This is a genomic window from Bacillus sp. 01N45 (assembly GCF_056399205.1).
The window spans coordinates 42070-58742 of sequence record NZ_JBFTQW010000012.1; the positions used below are offsets into that span (position 1 = coordinate 42070).

Here is a 16673-nt window from a genome sequence, read left to right on the forward strand (position 1 = left end):
AATTACTCCTTGGATGAAGGGGTTTTCATGTATTATATTAACAGACCTTTATTAATATTTAATTAAGCCATTGTTAATATATTGTAAACATCCTTCATCCTATTTTTCAGTTGCTGATTTTGGTAAAACAACTGTAAATGTTGTCCCTTCCCCAACTTCACTATCCACTGTAATCGTACCGTGATGTGCCTCAACTAAATGCTTTACAATCGATAATCCGAGGCCTGTACCACCAGTATTTCTACTTCTCGCTTTATCCACTCGGTAAAAGCGTTCAAAAATACGCGGAATTTCATCTTTACTAATACCAATTCCCGTATCCGATACTTTTATATAAGCATTATATTTATCTTCTACTAATTCTACAGAAACAACGCCTCCAGCCGGCGTATATACGATTGCGTTATTCATTAAATTAATAAAGATTTGCTTCAAACGACTTGGATCTCCAATGACCGAGACTCCTTTTAGCGCATTTACTTGTAAAGAAATTTCTTTTTCTCCTGCTTTGTTATCAAGCACCATATGAATGTCTTCAAGAAGTCCCTTCATATCAACGGTCCCCATACTCAATTTAAATCCTTGTTGCTCAATCTTTGATAAATCTAATAAATCTTCAATTAACCCTTGCATGCGTTCACTTTCTTTTAAAATAATGTGCAAGAAATGTTCGCAGAATTTTTTATTATCCATAGCACCGTCCAAGAGCGTTTCTGAAAAACCTTTAATAGAAGTAATCGGTGTCTTTAGTTCATGAGAAACATTCGCTAAAAAGTCTTTTCTCATTTGTTCTAATTTCTTTAGCTCAGTAATGTCATGGAATACAAGGACAATCCCTTTCCATTCATGGTTCGTCCCGATAATCGGTGCTCCATATACTTCAAAATGCTTTCGCTCAATTCCAAGCGGCAATAACATTTGTTTACGCACTTTCACTTCTGTCATAAAGATTTCTTCCACGAGCTCTATAATTTCTGTATGATGAAACGACTCATAATATAAACGATCTAAATATTCTTCATCTGTTACGTGGAAAGTCTCCTTATAAGAACGGTTTACAAGGTTTATATAACCGCGGCTATCAATTAAAATCATTCCGCTTCCCATATTTTCAATTAACGTATGCAGACGATCTTGTTGCATTTCTTGCTCAAGTGTCATCTCTTGTAAATTACGGGCTAAAATATTAATTGCTTTACTCAGCATTCCTGTTTCATCCGAATGACTTTCATAAGCGCGTGCTTTATAATTTCCCTTCGCTAATTCGATAGCAACTTTCGTAACGGATTCAATTGGCCTAATATATTGCCCTGTAATTTTCATACCTAAAAATACGACTACGAGACAAGCGATAACAAATCCGATAATTAATAATCCCCACGTTTTTTGATGAACAGATTTCAAAGGCTCAATTGTACTTTTCACCAAAATGTACCCTTGTTTCCCTGCTACATCTTGAACGAATACCGCATGGTAAAATTCATTATTCTGATCTGTTTCTTTCGTAATGACTTTGTTTCTTTGTTTTGTTGTTTCAGAAGAAAGTTCTTTAATTATCCCTTCACTAAAAGCAGACTGTTCTCCTCCGCTATATTGAACTTTCTTTTTTTCATCTACAAATGCAATAGAAGCCTGTATTTTTTCTTCTAACTTTTCAAATACATATGGATTTTTTAAAACATCATCAAAACCCTGTTCTTCTGCTAATACCGCAACATACTCTGTCTCTTTTACCATTCTCTCTTTTGCATGATCTATATAGTAGTTTTCAAACACGGTTTCCAGTAATAAACCTAGTCCAACTAAAATAAAAACAATAAGAGAAACAAATGTAAAAAGAAGCCTGGAACGAAATTTATTCATCCCCTTTTGGCTCCTCTAATTTATATCCTAAACCACGTATCGTTTTAATGTACGTCGGTTTTTTCGTATTTTGTTCAATTTTATCGCGCAAATGGCTAATATGAACGTCAACAATTCGTGTATCACCAGCAAAATCATAGTTCCATACAGCACTTAATAATTGATCACGTGTCAACACGCGACTTTTATTTTTCGCAAGATAAACAAGTAGTTCAAATTCTTTTGGTGTTAATTCAAGCTTTCTTCCTTGGAAATAAGCCTCATAAAATTCCGGCAAAATTTTAAGTTCAGCAAGTGTGATGCTCTCTTCATCTGACGCTTCTTTCACTTGTTCTTCTTGTTGTAATTTCGTGCGGCGCAAAATTGCCTTCACACGCGCAACAACTTCCCTTGGGCTAAATGGCTTCGTCATATAATCATCTGCCCCAAGTTCAAGACCTAGCACCTTATCAAATTCATCATCTTTTGCTGTTAACATTAAAATCGGCGTCATAACGCGCTGCAATCGTAATTCTTTACACACTTCCATACCATCCATTTTTGGAAGCATTAAATCTAATATAATTAAATCTGGGCGTTCTGTTGTCGCTTTTTGAAGCGCCATTTCTCCATCCATCGCTGTTATCACTTCAAACCCAGCTTGTTGTAGATTAAATTCAATTAAAGTTAAGATAAATTCCTCATCATCAACTACTAAAATACGATTGTTCATTCTTTTCCTCCAAGTTATAGACTTGAAACCTTCTTCATCCTAGTATTTTCCCCGTTATTCTCATCATACTAGAAAACAAGGTCCCTCTCAATATAATTGTCTATTCATGGGCTCGTTTCTACTAATGCTTCGAAAATAAAAGCAATTAAAACTTCATTCTCTCTCCCTCTCCGCTATCCAAACTCGGTAGATAAACCTACCTTTTTCAAAGTATTTTTCCGTATGAACCACAAATCCCCTCTCCTGCGCTAGGAAAAACGAAAGAGCATACGCTATTTTATAGTCCGGTGTTTCATATCTATCAAATAGTCTTCCATACATTTCATTCGCGACCCCGTCTGCCCACACTTCAGCTTCTCTTATCGTTTCAAAGATAACATCTTCTTTTTTCCACTTCACCTTAAAAATCACCCCTTTTATTGACTTACATTATTAATCTTTATATTATTAATTTAAATATATAAATATTAAAAACACGGAGGTCTATTATGCGATTAGTTCTACCTATTCTATCTTTAGTAGTAACATGTATTCTTACTTTCAACGCCCCAAGCTGGGATACTATTAAAACAGGTTGTTCCGATTTCGCCGAAGGATTCACACAAGGATTCTTCAACTAAAAATAGCGCTAGCCCCCTTATAGAAAGGTATGCTAGCGCTATTCATATTTTCATGTTTTAAAAATTATCTAATGCTTTTTCCATAATAGAAACTGATTTAAAAGGCGGCGTTACTGTTAAAGAACCCTTTACAACCGTTTCTCCTTTTTCATCATGAGCAGATACAAGCATATCAATTGTATGTTCCTCCTCAGAAACAGCTACAACTTCAAAATGGATTTGTAACGTTTCATAATGATGAACATGCTTCACGAACGTAAGGTCCTTCCTAGTAATATGACTGCCTGGACCTGGTAAATATTTCGTAACTGCCGTTGTAATCATTCCCGTTAGCATAATGCTTGGTACAATCGGCTTTTCATACGGAGTTTGGGATGCGTAATCATGCTGAATATATAATGGATTGGCATCATTCGTTAACCCTAAGTACAATAACAAATCTTTATCCTCAATTTTTTCAGTGATAGATAATTTCTCTCCTACTGTAATTTCATCCATTCTACGACCAATTTGAACTTTTTTCTTTAACATGTTACAACCCCCTCCGATTTTTTCACCTTATTATCCTACTAATAGCGATACCTTATCCGAAATTTACTATGATGAGGGCAATGTATAGTATAAATCTATAGTTTCATTATAGGATACACAAAATGATAGCGTTTTCATATTATTTCAAAAAAACATTTGAATAAATAGTAGAAAAAGATTCGGGGCCCCGAATCTTTTTCTACTTAATATTTAATTATTAAACAAGAACCTTCATTACATTACGTACAGATTCTACAGAGCGATCTAACGCTTCTCTTTCATCTGTAAGAAGTTCTAACTCAATAATTTTTTCAATTCCGTTACCACCTAGAATTACTGGTACGCCTAAGTAAAGGTCGCTATAACCATATTCACCTTCAAGGTACGCAATAGCTGGTAATACACGGCGTTGATCTTTTAAGATTGCTTCTGTCATTTCAACTAAAGAAGCAGCTGGTGCATAATATGCACTACCGTTTCCTAATAAGCCTACAATCTCGCCGCCACCTTTACGGGTACGTTCTACGATTGCTTCTAAACGCTCTTTCGGAATTAACGTTTCTAACGGAATGCCACCTGCATAAGAATAACGTACAAGAGGTACCATATCGTCACCGTGTCCACCAAGAACAAATCCTGTAATATCTTTCACAGAAAGATTTAATTCTTGTGCAATAAATGTACGGAAACGAGCTGTATCTAATACGCCCGATTGACCGATAACACGCTCTTTCGGGAATCCTGCTTCTTTAAATACAGAATATGTCATTGCATCAACTGGATTTGTTAACACAACAATAATCGCATTTGGTGAATGTTTTGCAATGTCGCGCGTAATACTTTTCATAATTTTAGAGTTTGTTGCTACTAAGTCATCACGGCTCATACCAGGCTTACGTGCAATACCTGCTGTAATAACGACAACGTCAGAATCAGCAGTATCTGCGTAATCAGATGTTCCAATAATGTTAGCATCAAAACCTTGTACTGGGCTCGCTTCTAACATATCTAACGCTTTCCCTTTTGTTGGATTTTCCAGTTGTGGAATGTCCACTAATACAACATCTGCAAGTTCTTTTTGTGCTAATAAGAATGCTGTTGTTGCTCCTGTAAATCCTGCACCGATGACTGAAACTTTCTTGCGTTTGATTGTCATAATTTACCCCCCCGCTTTAATTATGCGTTTTTGATTATCGCTACATCCATGTTTTTAATAAGTTCATTAGCGAACTCAGAACATTTCACTTCTGTTGCACCTTCCATTAAGCGTGCGAAATCATAAGTTACTACTTTTGAAGCAATTGTTTTCTCAACTGAATCAGTTACTAATTTCGCAGCTTCGTTCCATCCTAAGTGCTCTAATAATAATACACCAGAAAGAAGAACTGAAGATGGGTTTACTTTGTCTAAACCTGCATATTTTGGAGCTGTACCATGTGTAGCTTCAAAGATAGCATGTCCAGTCACATAGTTAATGTTTGCACCAGGTGCAATACCAATTCCACCTACTTGTGCAGCAAGTGCATCAGAGATGTAGTCTCCGTTTAAGTTCATTGTTGCAACAACATCGAACTCACGTGGACGAGTTAAAATCTGTTGTAAGAAGATGTCTGCAATAGAATCTTTTACGATGATTTTCCCAGCCACTTCAGCGTCTGCCATCGCTTTATTCGCTGCATCTTTACCATCTTTCTCAACGATACGATCATATTCAGCCCAAGTAAATACTTTATCGCCGAATTCTTGTTCCGCTACTTCGTAACCCCAGTTTTTGAAAGCACCTTCTGTAAATTTCATAATGTTTCCTTTATGAACTAATGTAACAGAAGAACGTTTTTCGTTAATTGCATATTGAATTGCAGCACGAACAAGACGCTTTGTCCCTTCTTCTGAGATTGGTTTAATACCAATACCAGATGTTTCTGGGAAGCGAATTTTATTAACACCCATTGCTTCTTTTAAGAAAGCAAGGACTTTTTCTGCTTCCGGAGATCCTTGTGCATATTCAATTCCAGCATAAATGTCTTCTGTATTCTCACGGAAAATAACCATATCAGTATCTTCCGGACGTTTTACAGGTGAAGGAACACCATCAAAATAACGAACTGGACGTAGACATACATATAAATCTAATTCTTGACGAAGTGCTACGTTTAGAGAACGAATACCACCGCCAACTGGAGTTGTAAGTGGACCTTTAATCGCGATTAAATATTCACGGATTAAATTTAAAGTTTCTTCTGGTAACCACTCGCCTGTTTGGTTGAATGCTTTTTCCCCTGCAAGCACTTCTTTCCAAACGATTTTCTTCTCACCATCATAAGCTTTTTCAACTGCTGCTTCTAGTACACGAGATGCAGCTGCCCAAATATCAGGACCAATTCCATCTCCTTCGATAAATGGAATAATCGGATTGTTTGGTACATTCATAACACCATTAGTTACAGTAATTTTTTCACCTGTCGTCAATGTGATAACCCCCATGTTTGAAATTTCATATGTATGAAACTGAGGGAATAACCCCTCAGTTCAAACCGTTATTTAAATTAAAATATTCTAATCATTACGTCTTTCCGAAAAAATCAGACTTTTGAAAGCGTATTTTCACTATCAAAATAGTGTTTTTCGCTTATCGTTGTGCAATTGGAACGTACACTTGATGTGTTGGTCCATTATAATCAGCACGCGGACGGATTAAACGGTTGTTTTCATATTGTTCTAGAATATGAGCTAACCAGCCTGACATACGGCTAATTGCAAAAATAGGTGTAAATAAGTCATGGTCAATTCCTAAACAATGGTATACAGAAGCTGAATAGAAATCAACATTTGGTGGAAGACCTTTTTCTTTTGTTACAATGTCTTCAATTTTGATAGACATATTATACCATTTGTCTTCTCCTAAAAGCACGCATAATCTCTTAGACATTTCGCGTAAATGTTTTGCACGCGGATCACCCTGCTCATATACACGGTGGCCAAAGCCCATGATTTTCACTTTATTTTGAAGAGCATTATGAATATATGATTCTACATTTTCTTCTTCGCCAATTTCAGTTAGCATCTTCATTACATTTTCGTTTGCCCCGCCGTGAAGAGGACCTTTTAACGCACCGATTGCTGCTGTAATACCAGAATATACATCTGAAAGTGTAGCTACACAAACGCGTGCAGTAAATGTAGAAGCGTTTAACTCATGATCTGCGTGAAGTACAAGCGCCTTGTCAAAAGCTTCAATTTCAACTTCATTTGGCTCGCGATCATTTAACATGTACAAGAAGTTTGCAGCTAATGATAAATCGTTTCTAGGCTCAACAACATCTAAACCTTTACGAATTCTTGCATAAGCAGCAACTAAAGTTCCCACTTGAGCCTGCAATTTAACCGCTTTCAAATAATTGGAGTTTTCATCCATAATTTCAGCGCTCTCATCGTATAATGATAGCATGGAAATTGCAGTTCGTAAAACAGACATCGGATGTGCGATTTTTAAATCTACTTGTTTCAAATATGTTAAAATCTCACCTGGAACTTTATAGTATTCCGATACAATCTCTTTAAATTTCGCTAGTTCTTGTTCATTAGGAAGCTTGCGATGCCATAATAAGTACACTACTTCTTCAAATGTAGCATTCTCAGCTAAATCATCAATATTATACCCAACATAAGTTAATGTATCATCAATAATAGAGCTCACAGATGATGTTGTTGCTACTACCCCTTCTAAACCTCGAATAACAGTCATGACATTCTCTCCTTTTCCTGAAAATTCTCCCAACCTTGCTCCTTATATCTATTTGCTTCCCTTTTGAATTATGAACGCCCGTTCACTCTTTAGGCAAGCAAAATGCACGATCATGCAAATTTGTTGCGATGTTCCCCTCTTATTGTCCATTGTTTACATGGAAAGCATGAGCGTGAATGTCTCCCCGAATCCTCACGCTCAAAACAACAAGTTAGTGAGGAAAATTAATCCCGAAGAGTTTTATGATAAAAACAACATAAAACAATATCATTATAAAATTGTTTTATGTTGTTTTTATTTTATCTGGTGTAAAGTCTCTGCTGTTATGTAACTTTTCAAAGTTTCTAATCCTATTATAAACAATTATCTGACTTTTGTGAACAGAAAGAATTCAAAAATTTTATATTACTATAAAATTCCTTATTTAAACATCTGTATAATACTCATAACTGCATAGGCAATTCCAGCCCCAATTAATGGACCTACAGCAACTCCATTAAATAAAGCAACCGCTATAATTGTCCCGAAAACGAGCGCAGTTGTAATATGAGGATCCGTCGTCAATAATTGTACGCCGCCTTTCGCTAACAAAGCAACCGCTACCCCTGAAGCTAAAGCAATCCATGCATAATACGATTTCGCCGCTTCTCCAAGTTGTTTAAAACCTATTTCCCCCGTTGCAATCGGTACGAGTACTGCTATTGTAATAACCGTTACACCGAGGTTAATCCCTTTCGTTTGTAGATAAGGAAAGACTTTATCTCCTAGAAACGTAAATTTCAATAAAAATAACACACCAATAGCTACAGTAAGCGATTGGTTTTTAGCAACAAGTCCTATAATAAGTAGTATGAATAAAAATAACGTTGACTGACTAATCATGTTTACACTTCCTTTCTGAAAATAATGAACTCATTTCCAAACAAAAATACCTTTAAACCTATCGTTATACATGCTATATCGATGTATATTCAACAATAACCACTTCATTTTTTATGTATTTTAAAATGCTAAACTGAGACTTTCATCATCAAAAATTTAAGCCTATATACATTTTTGAAAACGATTGTCTCTCCTTTCTTTTCTAATAAGAAACAGGTAAAATAAAAAGAAGAGAAAATGAAGTTTTTACCATATAGTAGAAGCATCAACACCAAGCTTTTACAGTCACTCATGTACTGAAAAAGCAGGAAAAATCCATCATTCCACTATAACATAAAGTGAAACTTTAATCAGTGCAGCACACTCGTTATAAGTTGAACGAATTAGGATAATCCAAATTGGAATGGGAGGTATACATCTTTGAACCGAAACTTACTATATATGATATTGCGACTCATATTTGTCATTGTAGCAACGGTAGCCGGGTTCTATGCATTACTATATATGTCAGGACTTATCTATCCTTTTATTATCGCTTTCGCATTTGCTTATTTGATTAATCCCGTCGTCAATTTCCTTAATCAAAAACTACAATTTCCTCGCGCACTAGCAGTACTCGTTAGCTTAATTCTCGTATTCGGAGCTATCGTCGGACTCGTTACATATCTTGTAACGGAAGCAATATCGGCCACAACATACTTACTACAACTTGTTACAGTAAAGTTCCCGGATATCGTTAAATTCGCAGAGCAATTTGCACTTAATCATATTATGCCTCTCTATGATGATTTAATTTCTAAATTTAATCATCTTGGGGAACCACAGCGCTATACGATTACACAAAACATTCAAAACTTAGGAACCGAAGCAACGACGCAAATGAAAGAACTTTTAACTGCTATTATAAGCGGGTTAACAAATTTCATTAGTGCATTACCAACCACTTTAACTGTCCTTGTATTCGTTTTATTAGCCACTTTCTTCATTAGTTACGATTGGCATCATCTTGCTCAGAAAGTAAGAAAATTTTTGCCCAATCGTGTTCATGGCTATGGAAAAACTATTTTTGTCGACTTAAGAAAAGCTTTATTTGGTTTTGTTAAAGCGCAACTTACACTCGTATCTATGACAACTGTTATTGTACTAATCGGACTTTTAATATTACGCGTACCATACGCCATTACTATCGCGATTATTACAGGGGTTGTAGATTTACTCCCTTATTTAGGAACAGGTGCCGTCTTCGTTCCTTGGGTTATATACGTATTTTTCACTGGCGATACTGCTTTCGCCATCGGTCTTCTCATCTTATACATCGTCGTGATTGTCCAAAGACAAATTATGGAGCCTAAAGTACTTTCATCTAATATCGGCCTCGATCCATTAGCAACACTAATCGCTCTATTTGTCGGCTTTAAGCTTTTTGGCTTTTTAGGATTAATCATCGGTCCAGTCATCTTAGTACTACTTAATACATTGCACAAAGCTCGTGTATTCCATGATTTGTGGAAATATATTAAAGGCTCACCTTCAAAATAATAGTTTCTAATTCATATACAACAAAAAACTTATATGTAATCAGTGGGAATTTCCCACTGATTATTCCTTATACTTGTTTTTCACACTCATTACATACAACAAGAGAATTTCCCACAAAAAGGATAATACTCTTGTTTTTTTGCATAGAAAACGCATATTCTGAGGTATTTTTACATATTTATTCTATTATTTTTATAATTATTACTTACATTTATTACTTTTTATGTAAATGAATAAATATGCAAAATGGTATAAAATAAGACTTAAACTAACATTTTTCCTGTTCGTATCTAACTTTTCCATACCAATTGATTCTTTTTATATACAAAAACCAGCTTGAGTTCATATGAATTTCCCTACAACACACTCATTAAGAACTACCTCCATATCCAATCGAAAAATACATAGCAAATATAATAAGGCAAAACTATGATCAGTAAGGATTTTGTCCACCACCGATTATTAACTTTCACCAACCGGACTTGTATGAGTAGTCTGATTTCCACTTAACTCCTTCGCATTCACCACATTTTAAGGCATGATACAGCAACACTTTAATCAACAGAACTTCATCCATCTCTCATCCTTTTGCGGGCAAAAAAATAGTGCTTAGATCGCTATAATCTAAGCACTATTTCTGCACAATAATAGTAGAACTCTTTCTAAACTTCCATTCCATCCACTTCATAACAAATGGCTTCAACAAAGCCCTCGTCATAGGGATAACGAAGATCAAACCTATTATATCCGTTACGTATCCAGGAAGTACCAAAAGAATACCTCCTACAAAGATAAAAATACCATCCAGTACCGCTCCTCCTGGCATTTCTCCTCTATTCAACTTAGATTGAATCTCTCTAAGCACTTTAAATCCTTGTCTTTTCGCTAAATAGACACCTACAACACCCGTAAATACAATCATAGCGAACGTAGACCATAAACCTATTACATGACTCGATCCAATTAAGACTGTAATCTCAATCGCCGGTATTAAAATAAACAAGAATAGTAACCACTTCATAGTTCTACACTCCTCTCACTCATCACTTTAAACGAACCCAGAGCGCCCGTATACGCTACACAGAAACTAAACACCTTTCCCTATTGAACCTCGTAACAAACGGATTTTAAACGTAATTCCAGGCGTTTCAAGCTGATTCCACCTCGTTTTTGTGTAAAAAAAAGAGAAGGACTCCGATCCTTCTCTTCGTATTACTTATAGCACTTCCGCATGTCCATTATAAACAATTCCGCGTGCTGCATCAACTGTTACTTCTTGGCCATTTTTTAAAGTTGCTGTTACGCCGTTTACACCAACGATAACAGGAATACCGATTGATACACCTACAACAGCCGCATGGCTTGTTAGACCGCCTTCTTCTACAACTAGAGCAGCAGCTTTTTCGATTGCAGGAATCATATCTTTATCAGTGCTTGTTGTAACAAGGATATCACCTTTGTTTACGTTCGCTACAGCTTCAGCAGCTGTTTTCGCTACAACTACTTTACCTTTTGCAGCTTTACGACCGATTCCTTGTCCTTTCGCAACTTCTTCACCAACAACATGGATTTTCATTAAGTTTGTTGTACCAGTTTCAGCAACTGGAACACCAGCAGTGATTACTACAGTGTCTCCAAGTCCAATTAGACCTGCATCCATACCTGTTTGAATTGCAGTATCTAACATTTCGTCAGTAGACGCTGCACGTTTTCCAGCCATAAATGCTTGTACACCCCAAACAAGTGCAAGACGACGTCCTACTTGCTCGTCAGATGTTACAGCTACGATTGGAGATTTCGGACGGTATTTAGAGATCATTTTCGCAGTATGTCCACTTTCTGTTGGAGCTACGATTGCAGCTACATCAAGAGCAAGTGCTGTATGCGCAACAGATTGGCTAATTGCATCTGTAATTGTTGGAGTGAACTCTTTAATACGTTTTTTGAACATATCTTCATATTGTAATGATTTTTCAACACGCACTGCAATGTTAGCCATCATTGTTACTGCTTCTACTGGGTATTGACCAGCAGCTGTTTCACCTGAAAGCATGATTGCATCTGTACCATCGAAGATTGCGTTAGCTACGTCACTTGCTTCCGCACGAGTTGGACGTGGGTTACGTTGCATAGAATCTAACATTTGTGTCGCAGTAATAACCGGTTTACCTAACACGTTACATTTTTTGATTAGACGTTTTTGTACTAATGGTACTTCTTCTGGTGGAATTTCTACACCCATATCACCACGAGCTACCATTAAACCGTCAGAAACTTCTAAGATTGAATCGATGTTATCGATACCCTCTTGGTTTTCAATTTTTGGTACGATTTGGATGTATTGAGCGTTATGCTCTTCTAATAATTCACGGATTTCTAATACGTCAGATGCTTTACGTACGAATGAAGCTGCGATGAAATCAACTTTTTGCTCGATACCGAAGACGATATCTTTTACGTCTTTTTCAGTGATACCAGGAAGCTTAATGCTTACGTTTGGTACGTTAACACCTTTTTTATTTTTTACAGTTCCGCTGTTTAAAACTTTTGTACGGATGTTTCCGTCAGCTTTTTCGATTACTTCTAGTTCGATAAGACCGTCATCGATTAGAATACGAGAACCTGGGTCTACATCGTCATAAAGACCAGCATAAGATACAGAGAACTTCTCTGCAGTACCTAATACTTGCTCAGTAGAAAGAACTACTTCTGCACCTGTTACAAGCTCAGCTTGTCCGTCTACGAAGTCGTGAGTACGGATTTCTGGACCTTTTGTATCAAGTAAGATACCAACTGTTTTACCAGTTTTCTTTGAAGCTTCACGAATGTTTTTAATACGAGCGCCGTGCTCTTCATGGCTACCATGAGAGAAGTTTAAACGAGCAACGTTCATACCCGCTTCGATTAATTGTTCTAATTTCTCAATACTTTCACTAGCAGGACCTATAGTACATACAATTTTAGTTTTACGCATATTGCACCTCCGAAAATTATGAAACCGTTCCCAAATATCCGACATTAAGCCGATTAGATGGATAATTCTTTAGATAATTGATACATATCTTTATCGATTGTATGCTTTTGAGCTAACGCTTCGATAATATCATGATCAACAAGTTTATTATCTTGAATACCTACACAGCGTCCACCTCTACCAGCAATTAATAATTCAACTGCTCTTGCGCCAAGACGACTTGCTAATACACGGTCTTGTGCACTTGGTGATCCACCACGTTGTACGTGACCTAATACAGTTACACGAGTATCAAAGTTTGTTGCTTCTTCAATGTGCTTACCGATGTCAATTGCACTTCCAACACCTTCAGCCACAATGATAATACTGTGTTTTTTACCACGTTCACTACCACGCTTCAGACGAGCAATAACATCTTCCATGTCATACTCTTCTTCTGGAATTAAGATTGTTTCGGCACCATCAGCTAAACCAGCCCATAATGCGATATCTCCAGCATGACGTCCCATTACTTCGATAACATATGTACGTTCATGAGATGTAGCTGTGTCACGAATTTTATCAATTGCATCAATAACAGTATTTAAAGCTGTATCGAAACCAATTGTGAAGTCTGTTCCAGGAATATCATTGTCGATTGTACCTGGTACACCAACACATGGGAATCCTTGTTCAGTTAATTTTTTAGCACCTTGGTAAGAGCCATCTCCACCAATAACAACAAGTCCTTCGATACCATGTTTCTTTAATTGCTCGATACCTTTTAGTCGTACTTCTGGATCTTTAAACTCAGGACATCTTGCTGTATATAATTTCGTACCACCACGGTGGATAATATCGCCAACAGAACCAAGTTCTAATTTTTCAATATGACCAGAAATTAAACCCGCGTATCCATGGTAAATACCATATACTTCAATATCATGGAAAATCGCTTTACGAACAACTGCACGAATGGCAGCATTCATACCAGGTGAATCTCCACCACTTGTTAATACACCAATACGTTTCATTTGTACTCACCTCATAAAGATTATTTGCCTTATAATAAAATAACACGAAAAAATATAAAAACACAATGGAGAAGATGTGTCTTTTCATAATAAAAACGTGCATTCGCGAAGAGGAACGCACGCTTTTATTATTTTATCCCAATGGAAGCGTTTGAAAACGAAACTTGCCCAATTTTCATATATTTTTCATAACGTTTTTCGATTAATTCATCTTTCGAAATTCCGCTTAATTGTTCAAAAGTTTTCTTAAGCATTAAATCTATATTTTCTGATTGTTTTAAAATGTTACGATGCGCTCCACCTTTTGCCTCTGGAATAATTTCGTCAATTACACCTAATTCTTTCAAATCTAATGCTGTAATTTTCATCGCTTCTGCAGCTTCTTTTGCTTTACCAGCGTCTTTCCAAAGAATTGCCGCCGCACCCTCTGGTGTAATAACAGAATACGTGGAATTTTCCAGCATATGAATGTAATCTCCTACTCCAAGACCTAACGCACCACCACTACCACCTTCACCGATAACAATACAAATAACAGGTACCGTTAAACCCGCCATTTCAAATAAATTACGGGCAATCGCCTCACTTTGTCCACGTTCTTCAGCTGCTTTACCAGGATAAGCTCCCTTCGTATCGATGAAACAAATAATAGGACGATTAAACTTTTCCGCTTGTTTCATTAGACGCAGTGCTTTTCGATATCCTTCTGGATGAGGCATCCCAAAATTACGACGAATATTTTCTTTCGTATCTTTTCCGCGTTGGTGCCCAATTACAGTTACAGGCATCCCCTTATATTTCGCAATGCCGCCGACAATCGCTGCATCGTCGCCAAATAGGCGATCTCCATGACATTCAAAAAAATTAGTAAATAAGTGCTCAATATAATCGAGCGTTGTCGGTCGTTCTGCATGACGAGCAATTTGAACACGGTCCCATACTTTCATATTGCCGTATATATCTTCCTCTAATTTTTCTAGCTTGTCTTCCAAAATACGAATCTCCTCACTGAAGTCCATCTGGCTGTTTTTCGTATAGTCTTTCAGTTCACGAATCTTATTTCTTAGCTCAACAACTGGTTTCTCAAATTCTAGCTCTGCCATACAGCCATTTCCCCTCCTTGATGAACTTCTAAAATCTTACGGAGTGATTCTCTCATATCATCACGATGCACAACCGCATCTAATTGACCGTGCTCTAATAAAAATTCTGCCGTTTGGAAATCTTCCGGTAGTTTTTCACGCACTGTTTGTTCAATTACACGTCTACCAGCAAATCCGATAAGTGCACCTGGCTCTGCAAGATTGTAATCACCAAGTGAAGCGAAACTCGCTGAAACCCCGCCCGTCGTTGGGTGAGTCATAACAGAAATAAATAACCCTCCTGCATTACTATGCTTTTTCAAAGCTACGCTTGTTTTTGCCATTTGCATTAAACTTAATATCCCTTCTTGCATACGGGCACCACCCGACGCAGTAAAGATAATAAATGGAACTTGTAAGTCGTATGCTTTTTCAACTGCACGGGCAATTTTCTCTCCTACAACAGAGCCCATGCTGCCCATTCGAAAACGAGAATCCATTACTGCAACAACAACAAGCATGTCATCAATTGTTCCTTCACCAGTTACAACCGCTTCGTTCAATTTAGTCTTCTTACGATCGCTCTCTAGTTTCTCTTCGTATCCTGGAAACTCGAGTGGATTTAATGAAACCATTTCTTTGTCATACTCACGGAATGACCCTTCGTCCAATATACTATCAAGACGTTCCCATGCATTCATAGGATGATGATATCCACAATTCACACATACTTTTAAATTTTTTAGAAGCTCTTTCGTATACATGATTTTTTTACATTTCGGACATTTTGTCATAACACCATCCGGTACATCTTTTCGTACTTGTTCTGAAGGTATTGCAGCGTACTTTTTCTTTTTCACGAATAAATCTCTTAGCACAATTTGACCCCCTTCGTTGAGAGCTAAGGTTAGCGCAAGAAGAAAATTGGGCTAACACCAAAGTTTGATGTTAGCCTTATCTTCTCAATCTGTCTAATAACCTCACTCTTTACGTTTAACTTTAACCGCTACGCGATAGAATGTTTGTCATAACGTGTCATGGTCATTTCGACAAATTTTATACATTACGAGTGAAACTGTATATTCTCTACTAATTCATCGTAAATTTTTAGTGCATCATTTTCTTGTTTTTCTTCCAAAGTAGCATAAAGCTTTCTATACATATCGATAGAATCTCCTGAAACTTCACAAGAAAGAGTTGATACGTAATCATTTACGATCATCCAAATGCGATATAGTAAATAATTATCGACTTGTTCAATGAGTGTTTTAAAGAACGTTTGATGAAGCATTGGAATCGAGTTTTCATTTTCTTCAAGCACTTGATTTAATTTTCTTAACACTTTAGAAAACGTTTCTTTCGGCAAATTACATACAATTCGAATCATATCTTTCTCAAGCAATCGTTTTGTTTGTAATAAATCACGAATTGTTTTCTCATCTTGCAGCAAGAACGGCGCAATCAATTGTACAAGACCGTTATCGTAAAAGTTTCGAATAAACGTCCCTTCACCACGTCTCGTTTCAATCAATCCTACCAGTTCTAAAGCACGCAATGCTTCTCTTACAGAGGAACGCCCTACGTTTAAACGTGAACTTAACTCACGCTCAGACGGCAAACGATCCCCCGCCACCAATCCATCTTCTTCCATAATGGAACGGATTTTTTTTACAATTTCGAGATATACTTTTGTATTTGATGATGTCAATGGA

The 16673-nt window shown here is 36.8% G+C and carries 16 protein-coding genes; 2 read left to right on the forward strand and 14 right to left on the reverse strand.

Going from position 1 to position 16673, the window contains the following annotated elements; all coding sequences use genetic code 11:
• Positions 1 to 99: 99 nt before the first annotated feature.
• The 3 genes from phoR to AC1DMU_RS23275 all read right to left on the reverse strand — a co-directional run bounded on the left by phoR (position 100) and on the right by AC1DMU_RS23275 (position 2974).
• A complete protein-coding gene (gene phoR / locus AC1DMU_RS23265) occupies positions 100 to 1863 on the reverse strand; it encodes a sensory box histidine kinase PhoR (RefSeq protein WP_088064549.1) in 1764 nt (587 codons plus the stop codon).
• A complete protein-coding gene (phoP, locus tag AC1DMU_RS23270) occupies positions 1856 to 2575 on the reverse strand; it encodes a two-component system response regulator PhoP (RefSeq protein WP_001065223.1) in 720 nt (239 codons plus the stop codon). The genes phoR and phoP overlap by 8 nt, the downstream gene beginning before the upstream one ends.
• Before the next feature lie 153 nt (positions 2576 to 2728).
• On the reverse strand, positions 2729 to 2974 hold the full coding sequence (locus AC1DMU_RS23275; RefSeq protein ID WP_000871398.1) for a hypothetical protein: 246 nt from the start codon (positions 2972 to 2974) through the stop codon (positions 2729 to 2731).
• A gap of 89 nt (positions 2975 to 3063) precedes the next feature.
• On the opposite strand from AC1DMU_RS23275, the gene AC1DMU_RS23280 reads away from it, so the two are divergent.
• Entirely contained in the window at positions 3064 to 3195 is a 132-nt protein-coding gene (locus AC1DMU_RS23280) for a hypothetical protein (RefSeq protein ID WP_002122970.1), read from the forward strand.
• 57 nt (positions 3196 to 3252) lie between these two features.
• Here the strand turns inward: AC1DMU_RS23280 and AC1DMU_RS23285 are convergent, their stop codons facing one another.
• The 5 genes from AC1DMU_RS23285 to AC1DMU_RS23305 all read right to left on the reverse strand — a co-directional run bounded on the left by AC1DMU_RS23285 (position 3253) and on the right by AC1DMU_RS23305 (position 8353).
• Positions 3253 to 3726, reverse strand: a complete 474-nt coding sequence (locus AC1DMU_RS23285) for a MaoC family dehydratase (RefSeq protein ID WP_000914190.1) — start codon at positions 3724 to 3726, stop codon at positions 3253 to 3255.
• A 217-nt stretch (positions 3727 to 3943) separates the two neighbouring features.
• Positions 3944 to 4882 (reverse strand): malate dehydrogenase, encoded by a 939-nt coding sequence (mdh, locus tag AC1DMU_RS23290; protein WP_000153236.1) that lies wholly within the window; start codon positions 4880 to 4882, stop codon positions 3944 to 3946.
• Positions 4883 to 4902: 20 nt separating this feature from the next.
• Positions 4903 to 6195 carry an NADP-dependent isocitrate dehydrogenase gene (gene icd / locus AC1DMU_RS23295; protein WP_000206896.1) on the reverse strand — a complete coding sequence of 431 codons (1293 nt, stop codon included), beginning with the start codon at positions 6193 to 6195 and terminating at the stop codon, positions 4903 to 4905.
• A gap of 160 nt (positions 6196 to 6355) precedes the next feature.
• Positions 6356 to 7504, reverse strand: coding sequence for a citrate synthase (gene citZ / locus AC1DMU_RS23300; protein WP_000503659.1), 1149 nt, complete (start codon positions 7502 to 7504; stop codon positions 6356 to 6358).
• Between the two features lie 387 nt (positions 7505 to 7891).
• On the reverse strand, positions 7892 to 8353 hold the full coding sequence (locus AC1DMU_RS23305; RefSeq protein WP_000625511.1) for a DUF441 domain-containing protein: 462 nt from the start codon (positions 8351 to 8353) through the stop codon (positions 7892 to 7894).
• 420 nt (positions 8354 to 8773) lie between these two features.
• Here AC1DMU_RS23305 and ytvI point away from each other — a divergent pair, with 420 nt between their 5' ends.
• A complete protein-coding gene (gene ytvI, locus AC1DMU_RS23310; RefSeq protein ID WP_088064550.1) occupies positions 8774 to 9892 on the forward strand; it encodes a sporulation integral membrane protein YtvI in 1119 nt (372 codons plus the stop codon).
• A 631-nt stretch (positions 9893 to 10523) separates the two neighbouring features.
• Here the strand turns inward: ytvI and AC1DMU_RS23315 are convergent.
• From AC1DMU_RS23315 to AC1DMU_RS23340, 6 genes are all read right to left on the reverse strand, one after another.
• A complete protein-coding gene (locus AC1DMU_RS23315) occupies positions 10524 to 10913 on the reverse strand; it encodes an FxsA family protein (RefSeq protein WP_048544357.1) in 390 nt (129 codons plus the stop codon).
• A gap of 195 nt (positions 10914 to 11108) precedes the next feature.
• Positions 11109 to 12866: a pyruvate kinase gene (gene pyk, locus AC1DMU_RS23320; protein WP_001232677.1), complete on the reverse strand. Its 1758-nt coding sequence runs from the start codon at positions 12864 to 12866 to the stop codon at positions 11109 to 11111.
• 53 nt (positions 12867 to 12919) lie between these two features.
• The gene (gene pfkA, locus AC1DMU_RS23325; RefSeq protein ID WP_000821162.1) at positions 12920 to 13879 is read right to left on the reverse strand and encodes a 6-phosphofructokinase; all 960 of its coding nucleotides are present in this window, start codon (positions 13877 to 13879) and stop codon (positions 12920 to 12922) included.
• A gap of 128 nt (positions 13880 to 14007) precedes the next feature.
• Entirely contained in the window at positions 14008 to 14982 is a 975-nt protein-coding gene (gene accA / locus AC1DMU_RS23330; protein ID WP_000818786.1) for an acetyl-CoA carboxylase carboxyl transferase subunit alpha, read from the reverse strand.
• Positions 14970 to 15839 (reverse strand): acetyl-CoA carboxylase, carboxyltransferase subunit beta, encoded by an 870-nt coding sequence (gene accD, locus AC1DMU_RS23335; RefSeq protein ID WP_000942866.1) that lies wholly within the window; start codon positions 15837 to 15839, stop codon positions 14970 to 14972. Before accD ends, accA begins: the two co-directional genes overlap by 13 nt.
• A 185-nt stretch (positions 15840 to 16024) precedes the next feature.
• Positions 16025 to 16669, reverse strand: coding sequence for a FadR/GntR family transcriptional regulator (locus tag AC1DMU_RS23340; protein ID WP_000204434.1), 645 nt, complete (start codon positions 16667 to 16669; stop codon positions 16025 to 16027).
• Positions 16670 to 16673: the final 4 nt, after the last annotated feature.